The following is a 23,336-nucleotide window of genomic DNA, read 5'->3' on the forward strand; positions in this document are numbered from 1 at the left end:
GGTCGGCGCGATATCCAGCCAAACTCATGCACAATGTGGAGTGAATGGCGGGTGTTACTCCAATATTCGCCCGACAATGATGCTCAAGGAGGAGATTATGGCCATTGCGGATTGGCCAGTGGCTGAACGGCCGCGGGAAAAACTGTTACAAAAGGGGGCCAATGCGTTGTCCGACGCTGAATTGCTGGCCATCTTTCTACGCACCGGTTGTGCCGGCAAAAGCGCGGTGGATTTGGCCCGTGAGCTTATGCAGGAGTTCGGCAGCCTACGGGGCCTGTTGTGCGCCAGCCAGGCCGATTTTTGCCAGGCCCAGGGCTTAGGCCCGGCTAAGTACGCCCAGCTGCAAGCGGTTATGGAGATGGCCAAGCGAAACTTGGCCGAGGTACTTGAGCGCGGCGATGCCCTCACCGATCCTAATCAGGTGCGCAATTACCTTAAAGCTCAGTTGCGACATCAGCCCAGCGAAGTGTTTTGCGTGCTGTATCTGGATAGCCAACACCAATTGATTCGGTTTGAGCCCCTGTTCTATGGCACCATCGATGCCGCTGCGGTGTATTGCCGAGAGGTGGTGCGCAAATGTTTAGAGCACAATGCCGCCGCGGTTATTTTTGCTCACAACCACCCTTCCGGGGTGGCGGAACCCAGCCTCAGTGATCGGCAACTCACCGATCGACTGATTCAAGCCCTGGGGCTGGTGGATATTCGCGTACTGGATCACATGGTGGTGGGCGATAAGCGTGTGGTGTCGTTTGCCGAGCGCGGCTGGCTTTAATCGGCTCTAAATGGTGACTTTGAACAGTGTGCCGCAGGGTGGCCTTTGTACCGTTGGCGGCAGGCCCGTTGAGCCGATATGGCGGTAATATCGCCAATTTGGGTTGTTTTTATTGCACTTGCAAAAGGCTTCTGGTATAAAACGCGGCTCTTTGCACAGGGGTCCTTTTAATACAGGCAAATTTGCTTGTGGCAACGGCCCACAGTGCTTGATTGAACCAGTATTAATCGAAACCGTATTTGTCAAAGCCGGCCTGTGTATTAGACGGGCACTAGAATTGGCGCCATTTAGTTAACGAGGCTAGAAAATGTCTAAGGTATGCATGGTCACCGGTAAGCGCCCGGTTACCGGAAACAACGTATCACACGCAAAAAACCACACTAAGCGTCGTTTTTTGCCAAACCTGCAAACTCACCGTTTCTGGGTTGATTCCGAAAACAAGTTCGTAAAACTGAAAGTGTCTACCAAAGGTATGCGCATTATCGATAAAAAAGGTATCGATGCAGTATTGTCGGACCTGCGCGCTCGCGGCGAAAAAATTTAATAACCGGCTATTAAAGGAGCTCTATCATGCGTGAGAAGATTCGCTTAAATTCCAGTGCCGGTACCGGTCACTTCTACACTACCACCAAAAACAAGCGCACTATGCCTGAGAAAATGGAGATCAAAAAGTTTGATCCCGTTGCTCGCAAGCATGTGGTCTACAAAGAAGGCAAAATTAAGTAATTTGCCTTGCCAGGTGGCCACTCGGCCACCTGCTTATCTCCTCTTTCTATTCCCTTATTCATAGCTCAGTCCCAAAATAAATATTCCCATACTTATCCACAGGTAATCGTACTCTTACGAGCGTTACTGTCGCGTTTATTTTTCTACTCTGTCGCATAGTATATTTATTAGTAATTCCTGATCAAAATGTGGTGTTCGGACAGGCTAATTGTAGCCAATTTTGACTAATGAAAATTGGCGCCAGATTTTATCGCGTAACCGATTGTTTTATATGGATTTTAAATTTTGTCATTCGTATGTATATCGGTGCTTAAAAGCTAGCTCGGTGGATGGGCTCAATCCAGAAATGGAGGCGGTGAAGACGGCGTATTATTCGTTAGTCGTTAACGAAATATCCCGGGTTTGGTGTTATCAGGCTCGCCGTGAAAATGTTATGCACAGATGAAATGTCGGCCAAATCTCTGTGGATAACTTGAGTGAGCGAGCTCGGCCCAGCATCTACCCGGCTTTAGGCCGGAACTGCGGCTATCTCTCCCTGCGCTGGCAGAATTTGATGGTTAAGCACGACTGTTTTATCACACGAGTGAGTGCGCTCTCTTATTTGAGTGAGTAGTTACTCAGCTCTTTTTCAATAAGATATTCCCAAATTTATCCACAGTGCCAATCCAGTTAGCTTCGATCAGTGTGGTGGCAAGGGCTTCGCAAATCAGTGCCGGCCCGGTGAGGACATCTCCGCACTGCAGATCTTCCCGGTGCACAATGCGAGTAGGGCCGCGGCCGGGCAAGTCCGCGCGTTGTTGCGCAGCAGAGTTCTGTGCCGTTGCTAAACCTGAGGCCCCTGCTGGTGTGGCTTGTGGTGCCGCTGCTGGTGCCTCGGCTCGCAGCCGAAGGGTGACTAACTCCACGTCTAGTTCAAGTCTATGGCCATAGCGGTGTTGGTGTTGGCGGTGGAAATCTTGCTCGGCCTGGGCTAGGTCGGTGAAGTCTACGTTCAGGGTAAAGCTCTGGCCGCAGTAGCGTAAATCCAGGCTCACGTTAAACGATACCTGGGAGATATCCACACCCTCTGCCGCCAGTTGTTCACTGGCTTGTTGGCTCAGATCGGCAATGATTGCATCCAGTTTGTCGGTGGCTATGGCGTTTAAGGCGCAGGGGTAGGCGGTGGAAAGCTGCCTTACCTTGGGCGCACACAGCATTCCCAAAGCAGAAAAAACACCGCCCATGGCCGGAATCACGGCGCGGGTCATGCGCAGTTTGTCGGCCAGGGCGCAAACGTGCAGGCCGCCGGCGCCACCGAAGCAACACAGCGTGAAATCTTTTGGGTTGTAGCCTTTATTAACCGAAATCACCCTCAATGCAGCCGTCATGCGTTCATTGACCACATCCACGATGCCCCTGGCGGCACGGGCCACTGTGGTTTCCAATGCCCTGGCCATGGGCGCTAACGCCTGCTCGGCCGCTGCGGCGTCCAGCGTCATGTGCCCGCCCAATCTGTTGTCCGGTCGCAATAGGCCCAGAACGGCGTTGGCATCGGTCACCGTGGGCTGGCTGCCGCCCAGGCCGTAACACGCAGGTCCCGGCTTGGCGCCAGCGGATTCCGGCCCCACTTGCAGCAGGCCGCCGGCATCAACATAGGCCAAGGAGCCTCCGCCGGCGCCGATGGTGTGCATGTCTACCATGGGCACGGCGATGGGCCAATCACCAAGGTGACCTTCGGTGGTTAATTTAATGCCGTGGTCCATCAGGGCAACATCAGTGGAGGTGCCGCCCATATCAAAGGTAAGCAGGCGAGGCTGGTTGATCTGCTGGGCCAAAGCTTGAGTAGCGCTGAGGCCACCCGCCGGCCCGGAAAGCAACATATTCACTGCGCGCTGGCCGGCCTGTTGGGCATCCATTGTGCCGCCATTGGATTGCATTACCGCCAGTGGCGAAGGATGTATCGCCTGCTGTAAGTAACGCATGTAGCCTGCCACTTTGGGGCCAAGATAGGCGTTTAACCAAGTGGCTATGCCGCGCTCGTACTCGCCAGGCTCGGGCAGAACAAAGGCCGAGCTGCTGACAAAATAGTGCTGCTCTAAGGTGGCCTTGATGCGCCGCTCCTCAGCATCGTTGAGATGGGCAAACAGTAGATTGATGGCCACGGCCTCCGGTGCCAGTTGCGCCAGTTGTTGGGCAAGTTCGGCGATGGCTGCATCACTGAGCTCTGTCACTATGCTGCCATTAGCGGCGCGTCGGCAGTCGATCTCTAGGCACAGCTCCTTGGGTACTGGTGGCTGGCTGGGTTCTGGCTGTAAGTCGTAGAGCTCGCGCCGGGTTTGGCGGCCAATGGTCAGGGTGTCGGCCAAGCCTCGATTGGTGATATAAGCGGTGCGCACTCCTTTGCGCTCCAAAGCGGCATTGGTGGCCACGGTGCTGCCGTGCACTATTTGCACAAGGCCTGCGGCAACGGCATCGGCTAACCCCAACTGTTCGATACCCTGGACGATCGCCAGAGCGGGGTTGTCCGGTGTGGACAGTACTTTGTGTGGCCGATAATCACCGTTGGCGAGATCAACCGCAACAAAATCCGTAAAGGTGCCTCCGGTATCCACCCCTAATAAATGGCTGAATGCAGTGGTTGCTTCGGATGGAGTGGGCACGTTAATTCCTGCTGGGGTTGTTGGGTGAAGCCGAGCAAAATAGCAAAATTTGGCGCTTAACTGAATGCGTGCTTGGGGTATTATCCCAAACCTCACCGAAATGCCCGAGAGCCTCTACTTAATAGCTGCGAGCCCCCTATGCCCGAATTACCCGAAGTCGAAACCACCCGCCAAGGCATTGCACCGCATATTGTAGGGCGCAAAGTGAAACAGCTGGTGGTGCGTAACGCCAGTTTGCGCTGGCCCATTCCCTCCGATTTGGCCACTCAAATAGAAGGCCAAACGCTTAGATCCATTGATCGTCGAGGTAAATATTTACTGCTGAATTTCGCCCATGGCACCGCTCTGTGGCATTTGGGTATGTCTGGTTCGCTACGCATTTTGCAGGGCTCGGGGGTGCAGGAGCCGCCTGCCATTCACGATCACGTAGATGTGATTTTTAGCGGAAACGTTGCTGTACGGTTTACCGACCCTCGCCGTTTTGGCGCTTTGCTGTGGACCCGAGAACCCATTGGCAAGCACCAATTGATCAATCATCTCGGCCCGGAGCCGTTGACCGATGCCTTTGACGCGGCTTATCTGTACGCGCGTTCTCGCACACGTAAAACCGCCATTAAAACCTTTATTATGGACAGCAAAATTGTAGTGGGGGTGGGTAATATTTACGCCAACGAAGCGCTGTTTGCGGCGGGGATTAGACCCGGTAAAGCGGCGGGCAGTTTAACCAAAGCGCGGGCGGAATTGTTGGTGTCAGAGATTAAAAAAGTGCTGCAAAAAGCCATCACCCAGGGCGGCACTACGTTGCGAGACTTTACCGGGGGTGACGGCAAACCCGGTTACTTTGCGCAGCAACTGGCCGTGTATGGCCGTGGTGGCAAATTGTGCCGGGTGTGTGCCGGGCAGTTGACCGAAACCCGCTTGGGTAATCGCTCAACCGTGTATTGCCGGGTGTGCCAATCCTAGTACCGACCAGTGCGGGTGCTAGGGCTGGAATTTTTTGCGCAGATCCTGCTCGATCAGCGGCGGCACAAAATTACTGACGTCACCACCTAACGAGGCAATTTCTCGCACCAACGAAGACGAGATATAACTCAGATGCTCGGCGGGAGTGAGGAACATGGTTTCCATTTTTGGCGATAAAGCACGGTTCATATTGGCCAGTTGGAATTCGTACTCGAAATCGGAAACTGCACGTAGACCGCGTACCACGGCGTTGGCGTTCAGTTGGTCTACTAAGTTGGCGAATAAAATGTTGAATCCAATAACCGATACATTATCCAAATGTCCGGTGACTTGCTGCACTTGGGCAACGCGCTCATCTAGTGTGAACAATGGATTTTTTTTGGTGCTGGCGGCAACGGCAACGACGACATTATCAAACAGGCGGCAGGCTCGTTCCACCAGGTCAATATGGCCATTGGTGATCGGGTCGAACGTACCGGGGTAAACCACTTTCTTCATAACTTCACTCCCTTTCAGCCCAGGCGGTGGCTGTGGCCTCAATTGTTGTTGTCGTATGGCAAGAATAAAACACAGGGGTTCTACTTCGGCACCGGTGGTGGCGCTTAGGCGGTATTCCAGTGCTCTTTAGTCGATGAGGTTAGGCGGGTTTATACCTCAGCCGGTGGCTTGAAACAAATAAAATCTGATTTGCCCAGCGTCTTTCACCCGTGCCAATTGCCAACTTGGGGATGGCTCAAGGGTGGCATCCTTGGGCGCTTCTATGTACACCAAAGCATTGCTGGCTAAGCATGGGTGTCTTGATAGTGCGAGTCGATGAGGTTAGGCGGGTTTATACCTCAGCCGGTGGCTTGAAACAAATAAAATCTGATTTGCCCAGCGTCTTTCACCCGCGCCAATTGCCAACTCGGGGATGGCTCAAGGGTGGCATCCTTGGGCGCTTCTATGTACACCAAAGCATTGCTGGCTAAGCATGGGTGTCTTGATAGTGCGGCGAGGGTTTGTGGCCACAGGTTGGCGGCAAAGGGCGGGTCGCAAAAGATAATATCGTAAGGTTTTTCTAGCCCGTTGGCCGAGCTGGCCAACCATTGCAGAGCATTGGTCTGGGCGATCTGGCCTTGGCTACAGTTCAGCAATTCGAGGTTGGCGGCCAGCGCTTGGCAGGCGTTGCTTTGTGTGTCGATGAAGGTACAGTGCTGCGCCCCGCGCGACAACGCCTCCAGGCCCAGGGCGCCGGATCCGGCAAACAAATCCAGACAACGCGCCTGAGTTATATCGCCCTGCAGCCAATTGAACAGCGTTTCTCGCACGCGGTCGCCGGTAGGCCTTAGTCCATCTAGGGCGGGAAATTTCAAAACCCGGCCGCGCCATTGGCCGGCAATGATTCGCAGCTGGCCGGTGGTGGTGGGGTCACCCTTGCGGGGTGTGCCGCCGCGGCTGCGGTTGGCTGGGTTGGGATTGCGATTGCGCGCCATAATAAACTCAGTGGATTGTTGCCACATTCCGATGAATCGGAGGGATAACTGGTGCTAGAATGTCGCGCTAAACCAGCGACATGTGCGGACTTGCTCATCTATGTTTTTCAAACGCAAAAAGAAGAAACCCTCGGAAGCGGAAGTTCCAGCAGCCCAGTCCGGCATTATAAACGCCGAGCCGGCTTCAGAACCACCGGCACAGCCCGAGCCCACGGTGTCACCGGTGGCGGAAAAGCCGACCAAGTTAGGCTTCTTTCAGCGCATTAAGCAAGGGCTATCGCGCACCAGCAGTAACCTCAGCAACGGTTTAGCCACGTTATTGCTGGGCAAAAAAGAAATTGATGAAGAGCTGCTGGAAGAAATCGAAACGTTATTATTAACGGCGGATATCGGCATTGAGGCGACCTCTGAAATCATTGATGAGCTCACCGCGAGCATTGAACGCAAACAGCTCACCGACGGTGATGCGGTGTATCTGGCCCTGCAGCGGCACCTTAGCCAAATATTGCAGCCGGTGGAACAGCGCCTGCAGATCGACAGCGCCAAGCAGCCCTACGTCATTCTAGTCGTGGGTGTGAACGGTGTTGGCAAAACCACCACCATTGGCAAGTTGGCCAAACACCTGCAAAACGACGGTAAAAAAGTGGTGCTCGCCGCCGGCGATACCTTCCGTGCTGCGGCGGTAGAACAGCTCCAGGTCTGGGGTGAGCGCAACAGCGTGCCGGTGATTGCACAACACACCGGCGCCGACAGCGCCTCGGTAATTTTTGATGCCTTACAGGCGGCCAAGTCCCGCGGTGCCGACGTTGTTATCGCCGATACCGCCGGGCGCCTACACAACAAAAGTAACCTTATGGATGAGCTGTCCAAGGTTAAGCGAGTTATGGCCAAAATCGACGACTCCGCGCCCCACGAAGTGCTATTGGTGCTGGATGCGGGCACCGGTCAAAATGCGATTAATCAAGCCGAGCAGTTCAACGATGCGGTGGGTGTGTCCGGCCTGGTGCTCACCAAGCTCGACGGCACAGCCCGCGGCGGGATTATCTTTGCGCTCAGCAAGCGGTTTAAGATTCCAGTGCGCTTCATCGGCGTAGGCGAAACCGCCGATGATCTCCAGCCGTTTGCCGCCGATGCCTTTATCGATGCGCTGTTTGATCGGAGCTAAGCGTAAAGCGATATGATTCGGTTCGACCACGTCGCCAAACGTTATGGCAGCCAGGATGCTCTGCAAAACTTGAACTTTGAGTTGGCCTCCGGTGATTTTGCCTTTCTCACCGGCCATTCCGGGGCCGGGAAAAGCACCCTGCTAAAGCTGGTGATGATGATCGAGCGGCCCACCCGCGGCCAGGTGTTTGTGCAAAACCAAAACCTCAACCGTTTGGGCAACCGGCATATCCCCTTGATACGGCGCCAGGTTGGCGTGGTGTTTCAGAATCATCAATTGCTGTTCGACCGCAGCGTGTTTGAAAATGTCGCCCTACCACTGTATATCGCAGGCATGCGTGGCCGTGAGGTTGGGCGACGTGTGCGTGCCTCGCTGGATAAAGTCGGCCTACTGGCCAAAGAAAAATCCAGCCCCATGACGTTGTCTGGCGGTGAGCAGCAGCGAGTGGGCATTGCGCGGGCGGTGGTTAACAAGCCGCCGGTGCTGTTGGCCGATGAACCCACCGGCAACCTAGACCCAGAATTATCCGCCGAGATCATGAACCTGTTTTTCGAATTTAATCAGGTTGGGGTTACGGTCTTGATAGCCACCCACGATATTTCCCTCATCCGTACCATGAGTATGCGAGTACTGGGTTTGGCCGATGGCCAGTTGGTGTACGACGGCTTGCTCGAAGATGCGCCGCGATCTAAACCCGGGTCGGAGCAGACCGATGGCTGAGCAAAAACGGCCAACCAATAAACGCGCGAACAAACGCGCCAAGCCCAAAGCCCCAGCGGGTAAAGCAGGGCCTATTGGCGAGCAACTGCCAGCAAGCGATCGCTTATTAGCCTATGTAAAGCACCACCAAGCCAGTGCCAGCGAGGCCTTTACTCGCATTCTGCGCACGCCGGGCCAGTCGCTGCCCACCTGTTTGGTCATCGCCATTGCCCTGGCATTGCCGGCCCTGCTGTACTTGGGATTGGCCAATATGGAGCGGCAGGCCGAGCAATGGCGGGCGCCGGCCCAGATCTCTGTGTTTTTGCATAAGCGCGCCAGTAACAGAGCCATCGACCAATTCAACCAACAGCTCGACCGTAACCCCCAGGTAGACTCTTGGCAGCTGATAACGCCGGAGCAAGCGCTGCTGGATTTCCAGGCCGCATCGGGGTTTGGTGACGTGTTGGCAGACTTAGACGACAACCCGCTGCCGCCGGTTGTGGTCATTACCCCCGGTGACCTCAGCGTTCCAGAGCTGTCTTCCTTGCGAACCCAATTAGCCCAAGATTCTGTGGTGGAATCGGTTTTGTTGGATTTGGAGTGGGTGGCTCGATTGCAGCAAATCATGGCGCTGATTGAGCGCGTGGTATCCGCTCTGGGTAGCTTGCTGGCCTTGGGGGTGGTGTTGATTGTGGGCAATGTCATCCGCTTGGCGATCAGCAGCCGTAAGGATGAGATAGTCATTGCCAAGCTGGTGGGCGCCAGCGACGGCTTTGTGCGCAGGCCGTTTCTCTACACTGGTCTGTGGTATGGCCTTTTGGGCGGAGGCCTGGCGGTCGCTATGCTTCTGCTGGCCAATGCCTGGTTAGCCGGGCCCATCGCTAGGTTAGCGGCGCTCTACAGCACCCAGTTTGAGCTTGCGGGGCTTGGTTTTGGTGGCTCTTTGGCCTTGGTTTTAGCCGCGGGTGTGCTAGGCTCATTGGGGGCCTGGCTCTCGGTTTCGCGCCACTTGTCGGCGATTAAACCGACCTAAGGCAAGCGGCTGGCTTGAAATTAACCAAATTGGCCCAAACTTAGCCGGTTGATATTAGGTTTGGCCGCCAAACAGACAGTTTGGTGGCAATTTAAGCTTAGCCCATGCCGGTTAATTCACCGTTGCAAGCCCCGAAAACAGGGAACTTTACGCCTTCTGGCGGTCTAAATTGAACGATGTTAGTATTGACCCCTTGACCACATTTTGGAGGTACTATGGGAACCCAGTTACTGCCTGTACAAATGCTTGCCCCAGGGCAAAACATTAATGCGTACATCCAGGCTGTAAACAGCTTCTCGATTCTAACTGCCGAAGAAGAAAAAGAATTGGCAGAGCAGCTTTACTACCAGGAGAACCTGGAGGCCGCTCGACGCCTGGTAATGGCGCATTTGCGCTTTGTTGTACACATTGCTAAATCCTACGCCGGTTATGGGCTGAACCAGTCTGATCTGGTGCAAGAGGGCAACGTTGGTCTGATGAAGGCCGTAAAACGCTTTAACCCAGAAAAGGGTGTGCGTTTGGTATCTTTCGCCGTGCACTGGATCAAAGCCGAAATTCACGAGTTTATTTTGCGTAACTGGCGCATTGTGAAAGTCGCAACCACCAAAGCACAGCGCAAGTTGTTCTTTAATCTGCGCGGCGCCAAAAAACGCCTGGCCTGGTTAACCAACGAAGAAGCAAAAGCCGTTGCAGCAGACCTAAACGTTGACGTTAAGCATGTGCGTGAAATGGAAGGCCGGCTGGCCAGCACCGATATGGGCTTTGATGCCGGCGCGGATGACGATGACGACACCGCTTTCCAAGCACCTGCCAATTACCTGGAAGATGCTCGCTACAACCCAGCCACCCAGTTGGAAGACTCCGATTGGGAGAGCAACAGCGTTGCCAACCTCGAGTCCGCCTTGGATCAGCTGGACGACCGTAGCCGGGATATTATCCAGCAGCGCTGGTTGAGCGAGGACAAATCCACGTTACACGATCTGGCCGATCAGTATGGTGTGTCTGCGGAGCGTATTCGCCAGTTAGAGAAAAACGCCATGAAAAAAGTGCGCGCAATGATCGAAGTCGAGATTTAATCCGCGTTACTTGCCATAGGCAAACCGTAAAGCAGTTAGAAAGCCGTGCATTAGCACGGCTTTTTTCATATTACAATCAGCAAAATTCAGGAGGGCATGTGGCGCAGTGGTTAATGGGAAGTGCCGGCGTTAGCGGGTTGTTAGCGGTGGCAATCGGAGCCTATGGTGCCCATGGCTTAAAGGCAAAATTGAGCCCTGAAATGATGGCCGTGTATAACACTGGCGTGCAATACCATTTTTACCACACACTGGCGTTATTGGCTCTGGCCCTCTATGTGGCGGCAACCGCGCCAAGCCGTTTCCTAGGGCTGGGCGGATTGTGCTTTCTCGCTGGCATTGTCGGTTTCTCGGGTAGCCTATACTGGCTGGCATTGGGTGGCCCCAAGTGGTTGGGGCCCGTCACTCCGTTAGGCGGGCTTTGCTTTATGGCCGGTTGGCTGATGATCTTTGCGCACGCGTTACAACAGCACAAACCAATTTAAAACGATTAACGAACAGCGGTACACATGAGTAACGTAGAAATTCCAATCAAACCTGAATTTAAAGATAAATCCATTCGCACGTTTGTCATCCGGGCTGGCCGTATGACCGATGGCCAGCGCAATGCATTTGCCAAAGCTTGGCCAACCTACGGACTCAGTTTGTTCTCGGGCGCGCAAGACTGGCCGCAGCAATTCCAACGCGAAGCACCGCTGGTGGTTGAAGTTGGATTCGGTATGGGCGATTCGCTACTCACCATGTGCCAGCAAGAGCCGGATAAAAACTTCGTCGGCATTGAAGTTCATCCGCCGGGCATTGGCCGTATCATAAATAACGCTCGAGAAAACAACGTAGATAATTTGCGCGTTTACATGGCCGATGCCAACGATGTGCTCACTGATTGTTTTCGCGATAACAGCATCAGCCGTTTTCAATTGTATTTCCCAGATCCTTGGCATAAAAAAAAGCATAACAAGCGGCGTATTGTACAGCCGGAATTTCTGAAATTAATCTGCGCAAAATTAAAACCCGGTGGTGTTTGCCATTTTGCCACCGATTGGCAGCCCTATGCGGAGCAAATGCTAGAATTACTCACTGCCGATCCGGGCCTGGTAAACAACGCAGAAAATAGCGGGTATCATCCCAAGCCGGATTTCCGCCCCAACACCAAGTTTGAAAAGCGCGGTGAAAACCTCGGCCACGGTGTTTGGGATCTTGTTTTTATAAAGCCAGAATAAATCAAGGGAAACTATGAATAACGGTGTTTTAAAAAGCTTCGCGCAGTTATTGGTTTTGGGGTGGTTATCGGTGCTGATGGCAGGGTGCGAGACCACGCACTTTTTAAATCTATATTCTCTGGGTTTTACTAAGCGCGATGCTTACATTGATAACTTATCCGATGCCAGGGATACGCTGTCTGACCTGGCGGCAATCATTAGTCCGGTGGCCTCCACCGAAGCTACGCTTGAAAAAAAGCAACGCAAAAAACTCAATCAAGCAGATGAGGCGCTGGATACTTTTCGCAAGCAGCTAAAAATTTCATACAAAATTGGTAACAGTTGGTTACAACGTTGGCAAACTAAGCCGCAAAAATTTAAGGCCAATGGCTATACAGCGGACCAGGTGGTGGCTGAATTCGATGTGTTGCAAAAGCAGGCACTTGAGATCGCCGACCAATTACACAAGCAGCTTAAAAAACCCAAGGCGGCGGATGCAAAAGCATTGTTGCAGCATATTGAGGCGGCAGACTCGTGGGCGGATGCCGTAGATCAGCATGTCGCCTGGTTGGAGACCAGCGAGTCGGGTTACCCGGTGAAATAAAAAACCGTGTTATCGTTTTAAGATATGGCTGAAGCCATTGGCTGTAACCGCATGATACATCCCGGAACGGCGATCAAAGCCAACGGCAATCACCGCCGCACCGGTGGGCTGCCAAGCGTGCCGCTTGGGTAATCGCCACTCGGCCAGCAGCGTTAATTTGCGGGTGTTCCACAACTGCACTTCTTGATCCGATGTTCCGGTGAGTAGTTGGTCGCCCTTGGCGCTGAACTGCGCTGCGGTGAACAACTTACCGCGTTTTATTTTTTCATCGGAAATCGGCAATTTTCCAATTTCATCGCCACTGCGGGTACGCCACAGCAGGGCTTTATCGTATTGCGCTGCGCTCAATGCCAAGCGGCCATCTGGGCTCAATGCTACCAATTGGACTTCGTCGTTATGCCGCTTGCGATGCAACGCGTTGCCGGTTTGTAAATCCCAGACGGTTGCGTTGGCGTCCTCGGAGCCGGTTAATCCAAGGCGGCCGTCGCCACTAATAGCAACACTGCGCACGCTGTTGCTGTGGGGCAGCTCGCGCACCACCGACTGTTGCCGTGGGCTATACAGCAGTGCGTCGTTATTGGTTGTGCCTACCAGGGCGTAGTTGCCATTGGGCCCAAGGGCAATGTCTGTTACTTGGGCCGGAGTCGATAAATAGGCACTGGCTTTACCGTTGCGAGCAGACCAAAGCACAAACGAACGCGCAGCAGCGGTCACTGCCCACTGGCTTTCCGGAGAAAAATCCACTGCGACCAACTCGGTCATTTCGCCGCTTTTATGGTTCCAGTTAAACAGTCGTTCATCGCCGGACCATAGGCTGCCGCCATGATAAATCGACCCAACCGTCAATAAATTGCCATCGGTGCTTATGCTGGCGCTGTATAAACCTTGCGCGGCAATTTCTTGGCTCTGCTCCGGCCCAGGTTTACAGCCAACCAACAGGCTAGCGGCGGCCAGAAAAAGGCAGCAAGGTATACGTAAACGAAGCTTGGTCGCAGTTAAAAAGTCAGCGCTGGTAGCACGGCGATGCATTGATTTCATCCAAAGAGAACTGGTCAATGAGCTATCGGCCGAAAAGAGCAGAAGATGAGTGCAAAAACGCGCCGAGGCAACGGCGCGTGGTAGGATTTAAACAACCAGCTGTTTGTGGGCTGTGTGCAAGACGTTGATCATTTGATCTTCGGCCTCAAAGCGATTAGCCAAAGTGACACCGGTTTCAGACAAGTCTTCAACCAGGGTGGATAAATCGTCTATTTCTTCGTATTTGTCATTAAAATCAATGAGTTTTTCAGTGGTGTCATCGATGACTTGATACAACGTAGCGGCTTTTTTAAGGCCCTCGGTGTCTTCGAAGTCTTTACCTTCCTGGATCAGTTGCTCGTACACTTCAAAATGACCGGCCGAGACATAGTCCACCAATAGTTGGCACAAATTGCGGATTGTTGCGCCGTGTTCTTGGTCGTTGTCGGCGAAGGCTTTAACGCCGGATAAACCACAATAAACGACGAGCAGGGATTGGCGCTGATTTAACCAACGGTCGATAATATCGTTGACGCCACCCCAACGTTCTTGTGCCGATTGACAATGCTCAAGCATGCTACACCCTTCTACCACTGATTAACTGTCAATTTGAATGTTTGCTCTTATGCCTAATTAAGATTGAAAAAAAGAGCGTTTAAGTTGCAGTTAGGTTATCAGAATAAAGCTGTTAAAAGAAAGTAAAATGGCTAAACAAAAAAGAATTAATCTTGCAGTTTATACGCCAAAAATAGCCTTGATTTGCTTGGCTTTTTTTGCGTCGGCATTCTTTTGGGCCAGAGGCTAAGGCAGAGCTTACTGCCTTAGCAAAGAATCCAAAAATTGCAAAATGTTGAGGTTCAATGACGTTGCAGTTTTTCGTTAGGGGTGATTAGCGGGTAGTCTTGATCGCTGCCAATGACATTTTCATCTTCGCCGAACAATGGCTTAGACTGTAAATACTGCACCAGCAGCTGCGCAACCGAATTTAGCGAACGCAGGTGGGACCGTTCCCAGCCATGGGAGGCGTCCAGTGCAAAACAAATCAACGCGGTGCGGATGTCGTTGCCTGCCTCTAATGCAGCGGCGGCATCGCTTCTGTAGTAGAGAAAAACATCTCGGCTAAATTCAATTTCTTCGCGTTTGCACAGGCCAATTAAGTGCTGGCTTAGGGCGCGATCGAACGGGCCACTGGAATCTTGCATGGCAATAGTGACGCCATATTCGCAGGTGTTTTGGTCTGGGGCGATGGTGCCGTTGTCCACCGAGACCATCTCGGCCACTTCACCGTGCAAGACATGGGATGCGCCAACACCCACTTCCTCGGAAATCGTAAATAATAAGTGGCAGTCAGCGTAGGGTTTTTGGTCGCTCTCAACCAAGGCCTTGGCTGCAGCCAAAATGCTGGTGACACCGGCTTTGTCGTCCAGGTGACGGCCGTTAACAAAACCATTGGGGTGAATTTGGGGTTGCGAATCCACGGACACAAAATCGCCCACACGCACACCCAGTTCCCACAATTCGTCTACGCCTACGGCGGTGGCATCCACGCGAATTTCTAGGTTTTCCCAGGCCGAGGGTTGTTCATCCACGCCTTTGTTGTAAGTGTGCCCCGAGGCTTTGAGCGGTAAAATTGTGCCGGTAAGCACGGTGCCGTTATCGCAGTGGATTTTTACTCTGGCGCCCTCGGCAAAGCGAGCGTTCCAGTGGCCGATGGGCACCACGCGTAAGCGGCCGTTGCGCTTCAAGCCTTTTACCATGGCGCCCAGGGTATCCAGGTGGGCGGCTACAGCACGACGGGGAGCGTCGTTTCTGCCTTTAATGGTGGCGCGAATCGCACCGCGCCGGGTTAGCTCGTAGGAGATCTTGAGGGTATCTAACTCGGAGCAGACAAAGCGCACGACTTCGTCGGTCATGCCCGAGGGACTAGGGGTTTCCAGAAGTGCCTTCAAGGTGTCGCGAAGGTAGTCCTGGTCAATCTTAAGTTGCATCAGTTTTCCTGTTCGTTACTCACACTTTTGGTATGAGGAAATAATAGATCAATAAATCGCTCTACGGTGGGTTGTGGTTCGTGATTGGCTAGGCCAGGTCGCTCATTGGCTTCAATGATAACGTAGTCTGGGCCGCCGACATCGGGCACTAAAAAGTCCAATCCCACAACAGGAATGTGCAAGGCCCGTGCCGCGCGCTTGGCGGCTGCGATTAATACCGGGTGTAGTTGATTGGTGACGTCATGGATGGTGCCACCGGTGTGGAGGTTGGCGGTGGAGCGTACCTTTATGCGTGTGCCGCTGGCGGGAATGTCATCCAGGCTGTAGCCACTCTGGCGCACACAGCGGGCGGTTTCTACATCCACGGGAATGGTACTCTCGCCATGGGTGGCGGCGGCTCGGCGGTGGCTGAGGTTTTCTACCAAGGTCGCTACGCTGTCTTTGCCGTTACCCACAACGTGGGGCGGACGGCGTACCGCGGCTGCGACGACTTTGTAGTCGATAACAATAATGCGCAGGTCTTCGCCGTCTACGCATTCCTCCAGCAGTACTTTATCGCTGTAATCGGCAGCCTCTTTAATGGCCTCTTGTACTTCTGGCAATTGGGTAAGGCCAACTTTAATGCCTCGGCCCTGCTCGCCGCGCGCGGGCTTGACGACCACCTTGTGGTGCAAATTAATAAACGATTCCACGGCATCGGCGTCATCGGAGGTGATTTGTTCCGGCACGCGCAAGCCTTCGTGTTCTAGCACTCGGCGGGTAACTGCTTTGTCGTCGCAGCGGCTCATGGCGATGGCGCTGGTGAGCTCGCTCAAGGATTCTCGGCAGGTGATAGAACGCCCGCCTAAATTTAATTTAAAAAAACCACCCTCGGCATCGAGGATTTCCACACCGATGCCTCGGCGTCGGGCTTCCATGGTAATGATGCGAGCGTAGATGTTGAGATTTTCTTCTGGATCTTGGCCAACGAACCAGCGTTCGTTGATGGAGTTTTTCTTCTTAATACAATATACCGGTACTTGTTGAAACCCGAGACGGTCGTACAGTTTAATTGCTCGAGTGTTGTCGTGCATCACAGATAGGTCCATAAAGTCGCGGCCATCGGCGATGAATTTTTCTATTAACGCGCGGGTTAGCCATTCGCCTACCATGGGAATTTGGGCTTGTGGGTCCGCTACCAGTGCCCACAGGCTGCAGCCGTTGTCGGGATCATTGATGGCCAGTTTGTGGTCTACGCCATGTACAGCGCCGATTAGCTCGCCGGTGCTGGTGTCTTCCGCAACTAACAAGCAGTGTTCTTTTAATTCATCCAGCTTGCTGTAAAAACCGTCGTAGGCGGGCACCATGTTGTGGATTTTATACAGCCGGTCGATGTGCAGTTGTTTGTCACTGGCAGAATACAGCCGAATGCGTACGCCCTCGGGCTGATCACTGCGTGTTTGGTAGTGCCGAAAATCCAATCGATAGGTGAGCGACGGGTCTAAAAATAATTCTTGTGGTGCGTTGGCCAAAATTAAATTGGGTTCGCGCACGTAAAGAGCAATATCTCGCTGATCTTTCTTTTCTCGGCGAATAATCTCAGCCACGGTACGCGGCTCGGCAAAGGTTTGCCCAAATACCAAACGGCCCCAGCCGCAGTCCAAGGTGACTTCCTTGGCCATGGGCTGTGTGCCGTTGTCGTCGATGGGTTTGCCCCAGTTTTTCAAAGAGGCCATCAGCGACGGGTCCATTGGATCTGGGTGATCGTTATCCACGTGTCGACTTCCGCTTTTGTTGGTCATGATGGGTAGTGCTCAGAATAATTAAATACCGTGGGTTTGTAGCCACATCTCCAACATGGCCACCTGCCATAGTTTGGAGCCACGCAGCGGTGTGATGTGATCGCGCGGTGCTGCCATCAGTTGTTCTAAATAGGGCCGTTGAAATAATTCTCGGCTGCGCGCTTGCTCGCTGTCTAAGTAGCCGCGTACAAACTCCAGGTATGGCCCTTCGATGTATTTCAGTGCAGGCACTGGGAAATACCCCTTCGGACGATCAATAACTTGATTGGGAATAATTTTGCGGCCAATTTCTTTCAAAATATGTTTGCCGCCCTGGGCCAATTTAAGCTGAGCAGGAATACGGGCGGCTAGCTCCACTACCTCGTGGTCCAAAAACGGCACGCGCGCCTCTAGGCCCCAGGCCATGGTCATGTTATCCACCCGTTTTACTGGGTCGTCGACCAACATAACATTGGTATCGATGTGTAAGGCTTTATCCACATGGGAGGGCGTGCTCAGTGCGGAGAAGTACCGTTCTACGTACTGCTGGCTGTAATCGTCTTGCACAAAGCGTGGGTGCACAGCTTGGGCGTACTCGGCTTGGGAACGATCAAAAAAATGTTGGCGATAGGTGTCAACGGGGGTTTTGGTGTCCACCATGGGGGGATACCAATGGTAGCCGCCGAAGACTTCATCGGCTCCCTGGCCACTTTGTACCACCTTTAAGTGCTTTGATACTTCGTGGGACAGCAAAAAGAAACCCACGTTATCGTAGCTGACCATGGGCTCAGACATGGCTTTGAAGGTTTGTGGCAGGGTTTCTAGCAGCCGGCTAGAAGGCACTCTAATTTGGTGGTGGTCGGTGGCGTAATGTTGGGCAATGATATCGGAATATTTAAATTCGTCGCCGTGCTCACCGCCGGCGGCCTCAAACCCGACTGAAAACGTATGCAAGTCGGTTTGGCCAAGTTCGGCCAGTAATCCCACGATTAAACTGGAGTCCAAACCACCGGAGAGCAGAACACCCACCGGTACGTCAGCAATGGATCGTCTTGCCACCGATGTGCGCAGGGTTGTGAGCAATTCTTCCTGCCAATCGGCTTCGGTTTTTTGGTCGTCGTCACCCATGGGACCCATGGCCAGCGACCAGTACTGGGTATCTTTGCTATCACCGTTGGGTTGAATTTCTCGCACCGTTGCCGGCGGTAATTTGCGAACACCTTTTAGTAGGGTATACGGCGGTGGTACCACTGCGTGCCACTGCATATAGTGGTGTAACGCTATCGGGTCTATGTCGGTGTCTATTCCGCCGCTGGCTAAAATGGCGGGCAGTGAGGAGGCGAAACGCAAGCCGCCATTCACTTCGGCAACGTACAGCGGTTTGATGCCAAAACGGTCTCTGGCTAACACTATTTTGCCGGTGTCCCGATGGTGAATAGCGAAGGCGAACATGCCATTGAAACGTTTCACACAGTCGATACCCCAGGCGTGGTAGGCCTTTAGTATGACTTCGGAATCCCCTGTGGAGAAAAACGAGTAACCCAGGGCTTCCAGTTCTTTGCGCAGGATCTGGTAGTTGTATATGCAACCGTTGAAGGCCAAGGTTAGCCCCAACGCTGGGTCGTGCATGGGTTGTTGGGCGTGGTCGGACAAATCAATAATTTTAAGGCGGCGATGGCCAAAAGCCATGTTTCCCTGTGCAAACACACCTCCTGCATCGGGACCACGCGGCACTAAAGTTTGAGCCATACGCTCTACCGCACTCACCGATGGAGGGTTGTTGGAAAATTGAATTTCGCCGCAAATACCGCACATAGTTTAATCTAAGCCTTGTTTATTGAAATAACGAGTGATCTCGGCGCTGAGTACTGCTTGTAACGCGCCAGGAGCTAGAGCCGGGGGCGGTCTGCAAATATTAAACCGCATCACAATACTAAAACTGTATTACCGCTATGCTCGCGATTATTCGGGCGGAAGCCTATCTGCTCTGGCCTATCTGCTGTGGAATAATGCGCGGCGTTTTGCTCTGCAGTGGGCAGCCTTCTAGTGCAACCTCATTTGGACCTTTGAAAACGCACCGAAGCGTCGTTGCCTTGGTGCTGTGAATATGACTAGGCTGCACGGTATTCTTGCGTTTAATCCCCGAGTACTGTCTTCCCCGGGAAGGCTCGCCCCAAGGCTACCTTGGGTGTGACAGTCAATGCAGCTCTTTCATATTGAATCAGTATGTCAGTGTAACAGATTGGGCATTCCATATCAGGAATCACTTGGCAGGAATTCACCCCAGCGTGGACTTGCTAGCTTTTTAAGCTCTGAATCGCAGGGCAGTTTTGTAAATTTTTCAAAGAACGAAATCCATCTTACAGAGGTGGCTGAGCAAAAGTTGGTTTAGGCGTCAAGTTAGGGGAGAGAGCCAGCAGCGGTGTAATGGGCGAGAGAGAGCCTAGAGAGGGCTGTAAAGAGTGGGTTAGTTAGAAAGAGGGCGATACTTGCGGCGTAAAGATTCACAGTAACCCAATCGGTTAGTCAGGATTCTCCTTACTTGAGTAATGTGTTTGTTGCCACAGCACTTACTTTCGAGAAAGTGTCAACATTATCGATCGTAGATTACGGTTAGGGCAAGGAAAATTCCTCAGCGCAGATCCCATGGCACACTTATCGCTTGTCCACCGGTTTTGATCCCTAGGTTTCGGTCCGCGAGTTTTCGGCGTAAGTGCTAGATCCGGTGATCATACGCAAAAGATTGAGAGGCGGGTGAACAAGCTTGCCAGGAATCAAAGAATTGACCAAAAGTGAAAATCAAACCGTGGCCGCCTGCGCGAAACGCTAAAACTACTGTTATCGCGATAAACGCTATCCAATCGGAATCCGTTCGAGTACAGCCTGAAATAATATGCATGCGATAATTTATTTAGTAAGCAGCGCCCTAGTGGGATTAATCGCTGCGTTGGTCCCCAGTGTTTGGCTACAAATTCCCCTTGTCTGGATCGGTTTATCGCTCTTAGCGGTAGGCATTGCCTATGCACTCAATAAGCCCGGTGTTTTTCGTAAACGCAGTGATGGCACTATACCGCTGTGGTCGCGCTGGGTATTTATCCCTTTCTTACTGGGCGCGGCGGCCTACAACACAATAAGAAAACGCTCCGATAAAGACCCTGCCATCCAGCAAATCGCCAACAGATTGTATGTTGGCGCTCGGGTTTCCGGCAGTGAGCTGTCTTTGTTAGATTCGCAAAACATTGGCGCAATTTTGGATGTGACCGCTGAGTTCGATGCTCTCAATGCGGAGGCTCGCGCAAGCCAAATCGAATATCTAAATATTCCAATCCTTGATCACGCCGTGCCATCGCAAACACAACTGATGAAAGCCCTGCACTGGATTGATCACCAGCAGCGCCAGGGTCACAACGTGTTAGTGCATTGCGCACTGGGGCGTGGCCGCTCGGTGCTCTTGGTGTTGGCGTTTCTGTTGGCGACCAACCCCAAAGAGAATATTCCAGCTGCAATTGATAAAGTGCAAAATATCCGACGTAAAGCACGGCTTAATCGGCGTCAGCTGCGCTACCTGAGAAAGTGCCGAGATGCCGATCAGCTGGTGGTGCGCAGTACCTTGTATGTTATCGCTAACCCAAAGTCCGGCGGCGGAAAGTGGCTCAACCAGGGTCAATATGCTCTGGATCGATTAGGTAAATTTTTTACCGTTAAAGAATGCTTACTTACAGAAAATAAAAGTGCCAAGGATTGGGTGCAGGAGGCAAAGCAAAACCGTATTGGGATAGTGGTTGCCTGTGGCGGCGACGGTACCTTAACGGCCGTGGCGGAACAGTTAATTGGCACCGATATCGTGTTTGGTGTTATACCTTTGGGTACCGCCAATGCGGTGGCCAAAACGTTGTTTGGAGTTTTGGAGGCCAGTATCGACACAGCGTGTGATGCTATTATTGAAGGCCATAGTATTGAAATCGATACCGCCCAATGTAATGGCAAGCCCATGTTGTTAATGGCTGCGATAGGTTTTGAACAACATATGATTGCGCACAGTGAGCAGGTCGATAAAGATGCGCTAGGCCAGTTGGCCTATTTGCAAGGACTGTGGGAAGCGATCAACGAAAACAATCTGCTGGACGTTACCCTAACCCTGGACGACGGCGCCGCGCAAAAAATTGAAACCGCAAGCTTGGTGGTGGCCAACCTCGCACCCTTTACCTCGGTACTGGCCCAGGGGGGTGGCTTGCCGGTGTATAACGATGGCCTATTGGATGTTACCTATTTAAAGCCGGGTTGTGACGTAACCGATAATGCCAAAAAATTATTGGGGCTTGCTGTCTCGGGTTTACGATCCGCCTCCGGCGAGGACGTGATTTCCAATACCGAACAAGTGGTGCACGAGCAGGCCAGTAAAATTGTTATCGCAGTGGGCAATGCAGATGATTACGTTATCGATGGCGAAATCTATAACGATTTGCCCTTGGAGATAAATACTTTTCCCAAGTCACTGCGCATTATCACCACGGCAGACGATTTGTAGTTTACTAAGCGTTTATCGGTTTATCGGTTTATCGGTTTATCGGTTTATCGGTTTATCGGTTTATCGGTTTATCGGTCTATTTGCAGCGTCGGCAGGAAGCCCGGCGGCTTGTAAGCCTGGTGCTGTTGCTCAAAAGCGTAGGCCATGCCAATCAGTTCCCCGTCTTGCCACTGGCTAGCCATTAACACAATACCTACCGGTAAATGGTGATCAAACCCGGCCGGTACGGTGATGGATGGGTAGCCAGACACCGCCGCCGGCGACGAATTACCGTAACCAAAGCTGTCACCAAACACCGGGTCAATTAAAAACGCAGGCGTGTATGCCGGTGCTACCAACGCATCCAGGCCGTGTTCTTGCATTAAAGCATCAATACCGGCGCTGCCGGCGTAGTGACGAGATTTTTCCAGCGCATTGGTGTAATCGCTATGGCTTACGCCCGATGTTTGTTCTGCTTTAATAAAAATGCTCTGGTCAAAATACGCCAACTCTTTGCGGGCGTGCCGTTCATTAAACGCAATCAGCTCAGCCAGGTTACTTACTTTCAGGTTAGGCCGCAGGCCAAGGTAGCGATTAATATCGTGTTTAAAATCGTGCAGTAATACGGTGAATTCGGGCTCGCCAATATCCGCTTGATGAGGGAGGCTTAAGTCGTCGATGAGCACTGCGCCTGCCGCGTCAAAGGACTTAAGTGCCATTTCGAAGATTGCGTCGGTGCCCGCGTGTAACCCCTGTTTATTGATTAAAACTCCAATCCGTTTACCGCGTAAATAGTCTGTTTTGAGATAGGCTTGGTAGTCGTTTTGGTGTTGGTCTGCCAGTTCTGTGCTCTCATCGTTTGGGTCGCTGCCGGCCATGATTGCCAGCAGTGCTGCGGCGTCTGCCACCGTGCGTGCCATTGGGCCCGCGGTATCCTGGCTATGCGATAGCGGTACAATGCCGGAGCGGCTCACCAGCCCCCGGGTGGGCTTAATTCCCACAATGCCGTTCATCGCCGATGGACAAAGTATGGAGCCATCGGTTTCAGTGCCTACCGCCAGGGGCACGATACCCGCGGCCACGGCAACGGCACTGCCCGAGCTGGAACCACAGGGGCTTCGGTCTAATACATGGGGGTTTTTGGTCTGGCCGCCACGAGCACTCCATCCGCTGATGGACTGGCTAGAGCGGAAATTAGCCCATTCGCTCAGGTTGGTTTTCCCCAGAATTAACACACCGGCGGATCGTAATCGTTTCACCAGGTGGGCGTCTTCCGGGGCCGGCGTGCCTAACAGAGCCAAGCTGCCAGCGGTGGTTTGCATCTTGTCACCGGTATCGATGTTGTCTTTCAGCAGCACAGGTAAGCCATGCAGCGAGCTAAGTGGCGCTTGGCCATCCAGTTGCTTGGCCAGTTGTAAGGCTTCCGGGTTGATCTCAACCACCGAGTTGAGGGTCGGGCCAGACCGGTCCAAGCGGTTGATGTCGGCGATGGATTTTTCCACTAGGGCTTGGCTGGTTAAGCCTAGCTTTCGTATGTCGGCAATGGTGTTTTGAGGTGTTGCTGCCGACGAAGGCTGACCAATAAACAAGGCAGCTAGTACCAGTAGGGCAACACAGTTAGTTAATTGTTGCTGTGAGAAAACGCGGGAAACGACCATTACAAACCTGAATAATATTTTGAATGATGAATTTATCTGCCAAGCATACGCTTCCTTCGTG

At 52.8% G+C, this 23,336-nt stretch carries 21 protein-coding genes; 12 read left to right on the top strand and 9 right to left on the bottom strand.

Annotated features, from left to right (window positions below):
- Positions 1-97 precede the first annotated feature (97 nt).
- From radC to rpmG, 3 genes are all read left to right on the top strand, one after another.
- On the top strand, positions 98-772 hold the full coding sequence (gene radC / locus ACGHM3_RS00785) for a DNA repair protein RadC (RefSeq protein ID WP_345416094.1): 675 nt from the start codon (positions 98-100) through the stop codon (positions 770-772).
- A gap of 307 nt (positions 773-1,079) precedes the next feature.
- Entirely contained in the window at positions 1,080-1,316 is a 237-nt protein-coding gene (rpmB, locus tag ACGHM3_RS00790; protein ID WP_345416091.1) for a 50S ribosomal protein L28, read from the top strand.
- Between the two features lie 26 nt (positions 1,317-1,342).
- Positions 1,343-1,498, top strand: coding sequence for a 50S ribosomal protein L33 (gene rpmG / locus ACGHM3_RS00795; RefSeq protein ID WP_345416088.1), 156 nt, complete (start codon positions 1,343-1,345; stop codon positions 1,496-1,498).
- A gap of 617 nt (positions 1,499-2,115) precedes the next feature.
- Here the strand turns inward: rpmG and ACGHM3_RS00800 are convergent.
- Positions 2,116-4,137 carry a hydantoinase/oxoprolinase family protein gene (locus ACGHM3_RS00800; RefSeq protein ID WP_345416086.1) on the bottom strand — a complete coding sequence of 674 codons (2,022 nt, stop codon included), beginning with the start codon at positions 4,135-4,137 and terminating at the stop codon, positions 2,116-2,118.
- Positions 4,138-4,275: 138 nt separating this feature from the next.
- Between ACGHM3_RS00800 and mutM the strand changes: the two genes are divergently transcribed.
- Positions 4,276-5,100 (top strand): bifunctional DNA-formamidopyrimidine glycosylase/DNA-(apurinic or apyrimidinic site) lyase, encoded by an 825-nt coding sequence (gene mutM / locus ACGHM3_RS00805; protein ID WP_345416084.1) that lies wholly within the window; start codon positions 4,276-4,278, stop codon positions 5,098-5,100.
- Between the two features lie 18 nt (positions 5,101-5,118).
- On the opposite strand, the gene coaD is transcribed toward mutM, so the two are convergent.
- Together coaD and rsmD are read right to left on the bottom strand one after the other, a co-directional pair.
- The gene (gene coaD / locus ACGHM3_RS00810; protein WP_345416082.1) at positions 5,119-5,598 is read right to left on the bottom strand and encodes a pantetheine-phosphate adenylyltransferase; all 480 of its coding nucleotides are present in this window, start codon (positions 5,596-5,598) and stop codon (positions 5,119-5,121) included.
- Between the two features lie 338 nt (positions 5,599-5,936).
- Positions 5,937-6,572, bottom strand: coding sequence for a 16S rRNA (guanine(966)-N(2))-methyltransferase RsmD (gene rsmD / locus ACGHM3_RS00815; RefSeq protein WP_390517735.1), 636 nt, complete (start codon positions 6,570-6,572; stop codon positions 5,937-5,939).
- 100 nt (positions 6,573-6,672) lie between these two features.
- On the opposite strand from rsmD, the gene ftsY reads away from it, so the two are divergent.
- The 7 genes from ftsY to ACGHM3_RS00850 all read left to right on the top strand — a co-directional run bounded on the left by ftsY (position 6,673) and on the right by ACGHM3_RS00850 (position 12,345).
- Positions 6,673-7,737 carry a signal recognition particle-docking protein FtsY gene (gene ftsY / locus ACGHM3_RS00820; RefSeq protein ID WP_345416076.1) on the top strand — a complete coding sequence of 355 codons (1,065 nt, stop codon included), beginning with the start codon at positions 6,673-6,675 and terminating at the stop codon, positions 7,735-7,737.
- 12 nt (positions 7,738-7,749) lie between these two features.
- Complete coding sequence (gene ftsE, locus ACGHM3_RS00825) at positions 7,750-8,457, top strand: cell division ATP-binding protein FtsE (RefSeq protein ID WP_345416073.1); 708 nt, start codon at positions 7,750-7,752, stop codon at positions 8,455-8,457.
- The gene (ftsX, locus tag ACGHM3_RS00830) at positions 8,450-9,469 is read left to right on the top strand and encodes a permease-like cell division protein FtsX (RefSeq protein WP_345416069.1); all 1,020 of its coding nucleotides are present in this window, start codon (positions 8,450-8,452) and stop codon (positions 9,467-9,469) included. The genes ftsE and ftsX overlap by 8 nt, the downstream gene beginning before the upstream one ends.
- A 215-nt stretch (positions 9,470-9,684) precedes the next feature.
- Positions 9,685-10,545: an RNA polymerase sigma factor RpoH gene (rpoH, locus tag ACGHM3_RS00835; protein WP_345416067.1), complete on the top strand. Its 861-nt coding sequence runs from the start codon at positions 9,685-9,687 to the stop codon at positions 10,543-10,545.
- 98 nt (positions 10,546-10,643) lie between these two features.
- On the top strand, positions 10,644-11,027 hold the full coding sequence (locus ACGHM3_RS00840; RefSeq protein ID WP_345416064.1) for a DUF423 domain-containing protein: 384 nt from the start codon (positions 10,644-10,646) through the stop codon (positions 11,025-11,027).
- Between the two features lie 24 nt (positions 11,028-11,051).
- A complete protein-coding gene (trmB, locus tag ACGHM3_RS00845) occupies positions 11,052-11,762 on the top strand; it encodes a tRNA (guanosine(46)-N7)-methyltransferase TrmB (RefSeq protein WP_345416061.1) in 711 nt (236 codons plus the stop codon).
- Positions 11,763-11,775: 13 nt separating this feature from the next.
- Entirely contained in the window at positions 11,776-12,345 is a 570-nt protein-coding gene (locus tag ACGHM3_RS00850; RefSeq protein WP_345416058.1) for a hypothetical protein, read from the top strand.
- A 9-nt stretch (positions 12,346-12,354) separates the two neighbouring features.
- Here ACGHM3_RS00850 and ACGHM3_RS00855 read toward each other — a convergent pair whose 3' ends face one another.
- The 5 genes from ACGHM3_RS00855 to ACGHM3_RS00875 form a co-directional block, all read right to left on the bottom strand.
- A complete protein-coding gene (locus tag ACGHM3_RS00855) occupies positions 12,355-13,374 on the bottom strand; it encodes a hypothetical protein (protein ID WP_345416055.1) in 1,020 nt (339 codons plus the stop codon).
- A 96-nt stretch (positions 13,375-13,470) separates the two neighbouring features.
- Positions 13,471-13,938: a sigma D regulator gene (gene rsd / locus ACGHM3_RS00860; RefSeq protein ID WP_345416052.1), complete on the bottom strand. Its 468-nt coding sequence runs from the start codon at positions 13,936-13,938 to the stop codon at positions 13,471-13,473.
- Between the two features lie 281 nt (positions 13,939-14,219).
- Positions 14,220-15,350, bottom strand: coding sequence for an osmoprotectant NAGGN system M42 family peptidase (locus ACGHM3_RS00865; RefSeq protein ID WP_345416049.1), 1,131 nt, complete (start codon positions 15,348-15,350; stop codon positions 14,220-14,222).
- Complete coding sequence (ngg, locus tag ACGHM3_RS00870) at positions 15,350-17,131, bottom strand: N-acetylglutaminylglutamine synthetase (RefSeq protein ID WP_345416046.1); 1,782 nt, start codon at positions 17,129-17,131, stop codon at positions 15,350-15,352. Before ngg ends, ACGHM3_RS00865 begins: the two co-directional genes overlap by 1 nt.
- Before the next feature lie 21 nt (positions 17,132-17,152).
- On the bottom strand, positions 17,153-18,925 hold the full coding sequence (locus tag ACGHM3_RS00875) for an N-acetylglutaminylglutamine amidotransferase (RefSeq protein WP_345416043.1): 1,773 nt from the start codon (positions 18,923-18,925) through the stop codon (positions 17,153-17,155).
- Positions 18,926-20,003: 1,078 nt separating this feature from the next.
- Between ACGHM3_RS00875 and ACGHM3_RS00880 the strand changes: the two genes are divergently transcribed.
- Entirely contained in the window at positions 20,004-21,638 is a 1,635-nt protein-coding gene (locus ACGHM3_RS00880) for a diacylglycerol kinase family protein (protein ID WP_345416040.1), read from the top strand.
- A 68-nt stretch (positions 21,639-21,706) separates the two neighbouring features.
- On the opposite strand, the gene ACGHM3_RS00885 is transcribed toward ACGHM3_RS00880, so the two are convergent.
- Entirely contained in the window at positions 21,707-23,275 is a 1,569-nt protein-coding gene (locus tag ACGHM3_RS00885) for an amidase (protein WP_345416037.1), read from the bottom strand.
- Positions 23,276-23,336 lie beyond the last annotated feature (61 nt).

The sequence above is a fragment of the Halioxenophilus aromaticivorans genome (assembly GCF_042850945.1).
GTDB lineage: Bacteria > Pseudomonadota > Gammaproteobacteria > Pseudomonadales > Cellvibrionaceae > Halioxenophilus > Halioxenophilus aromaticivorans.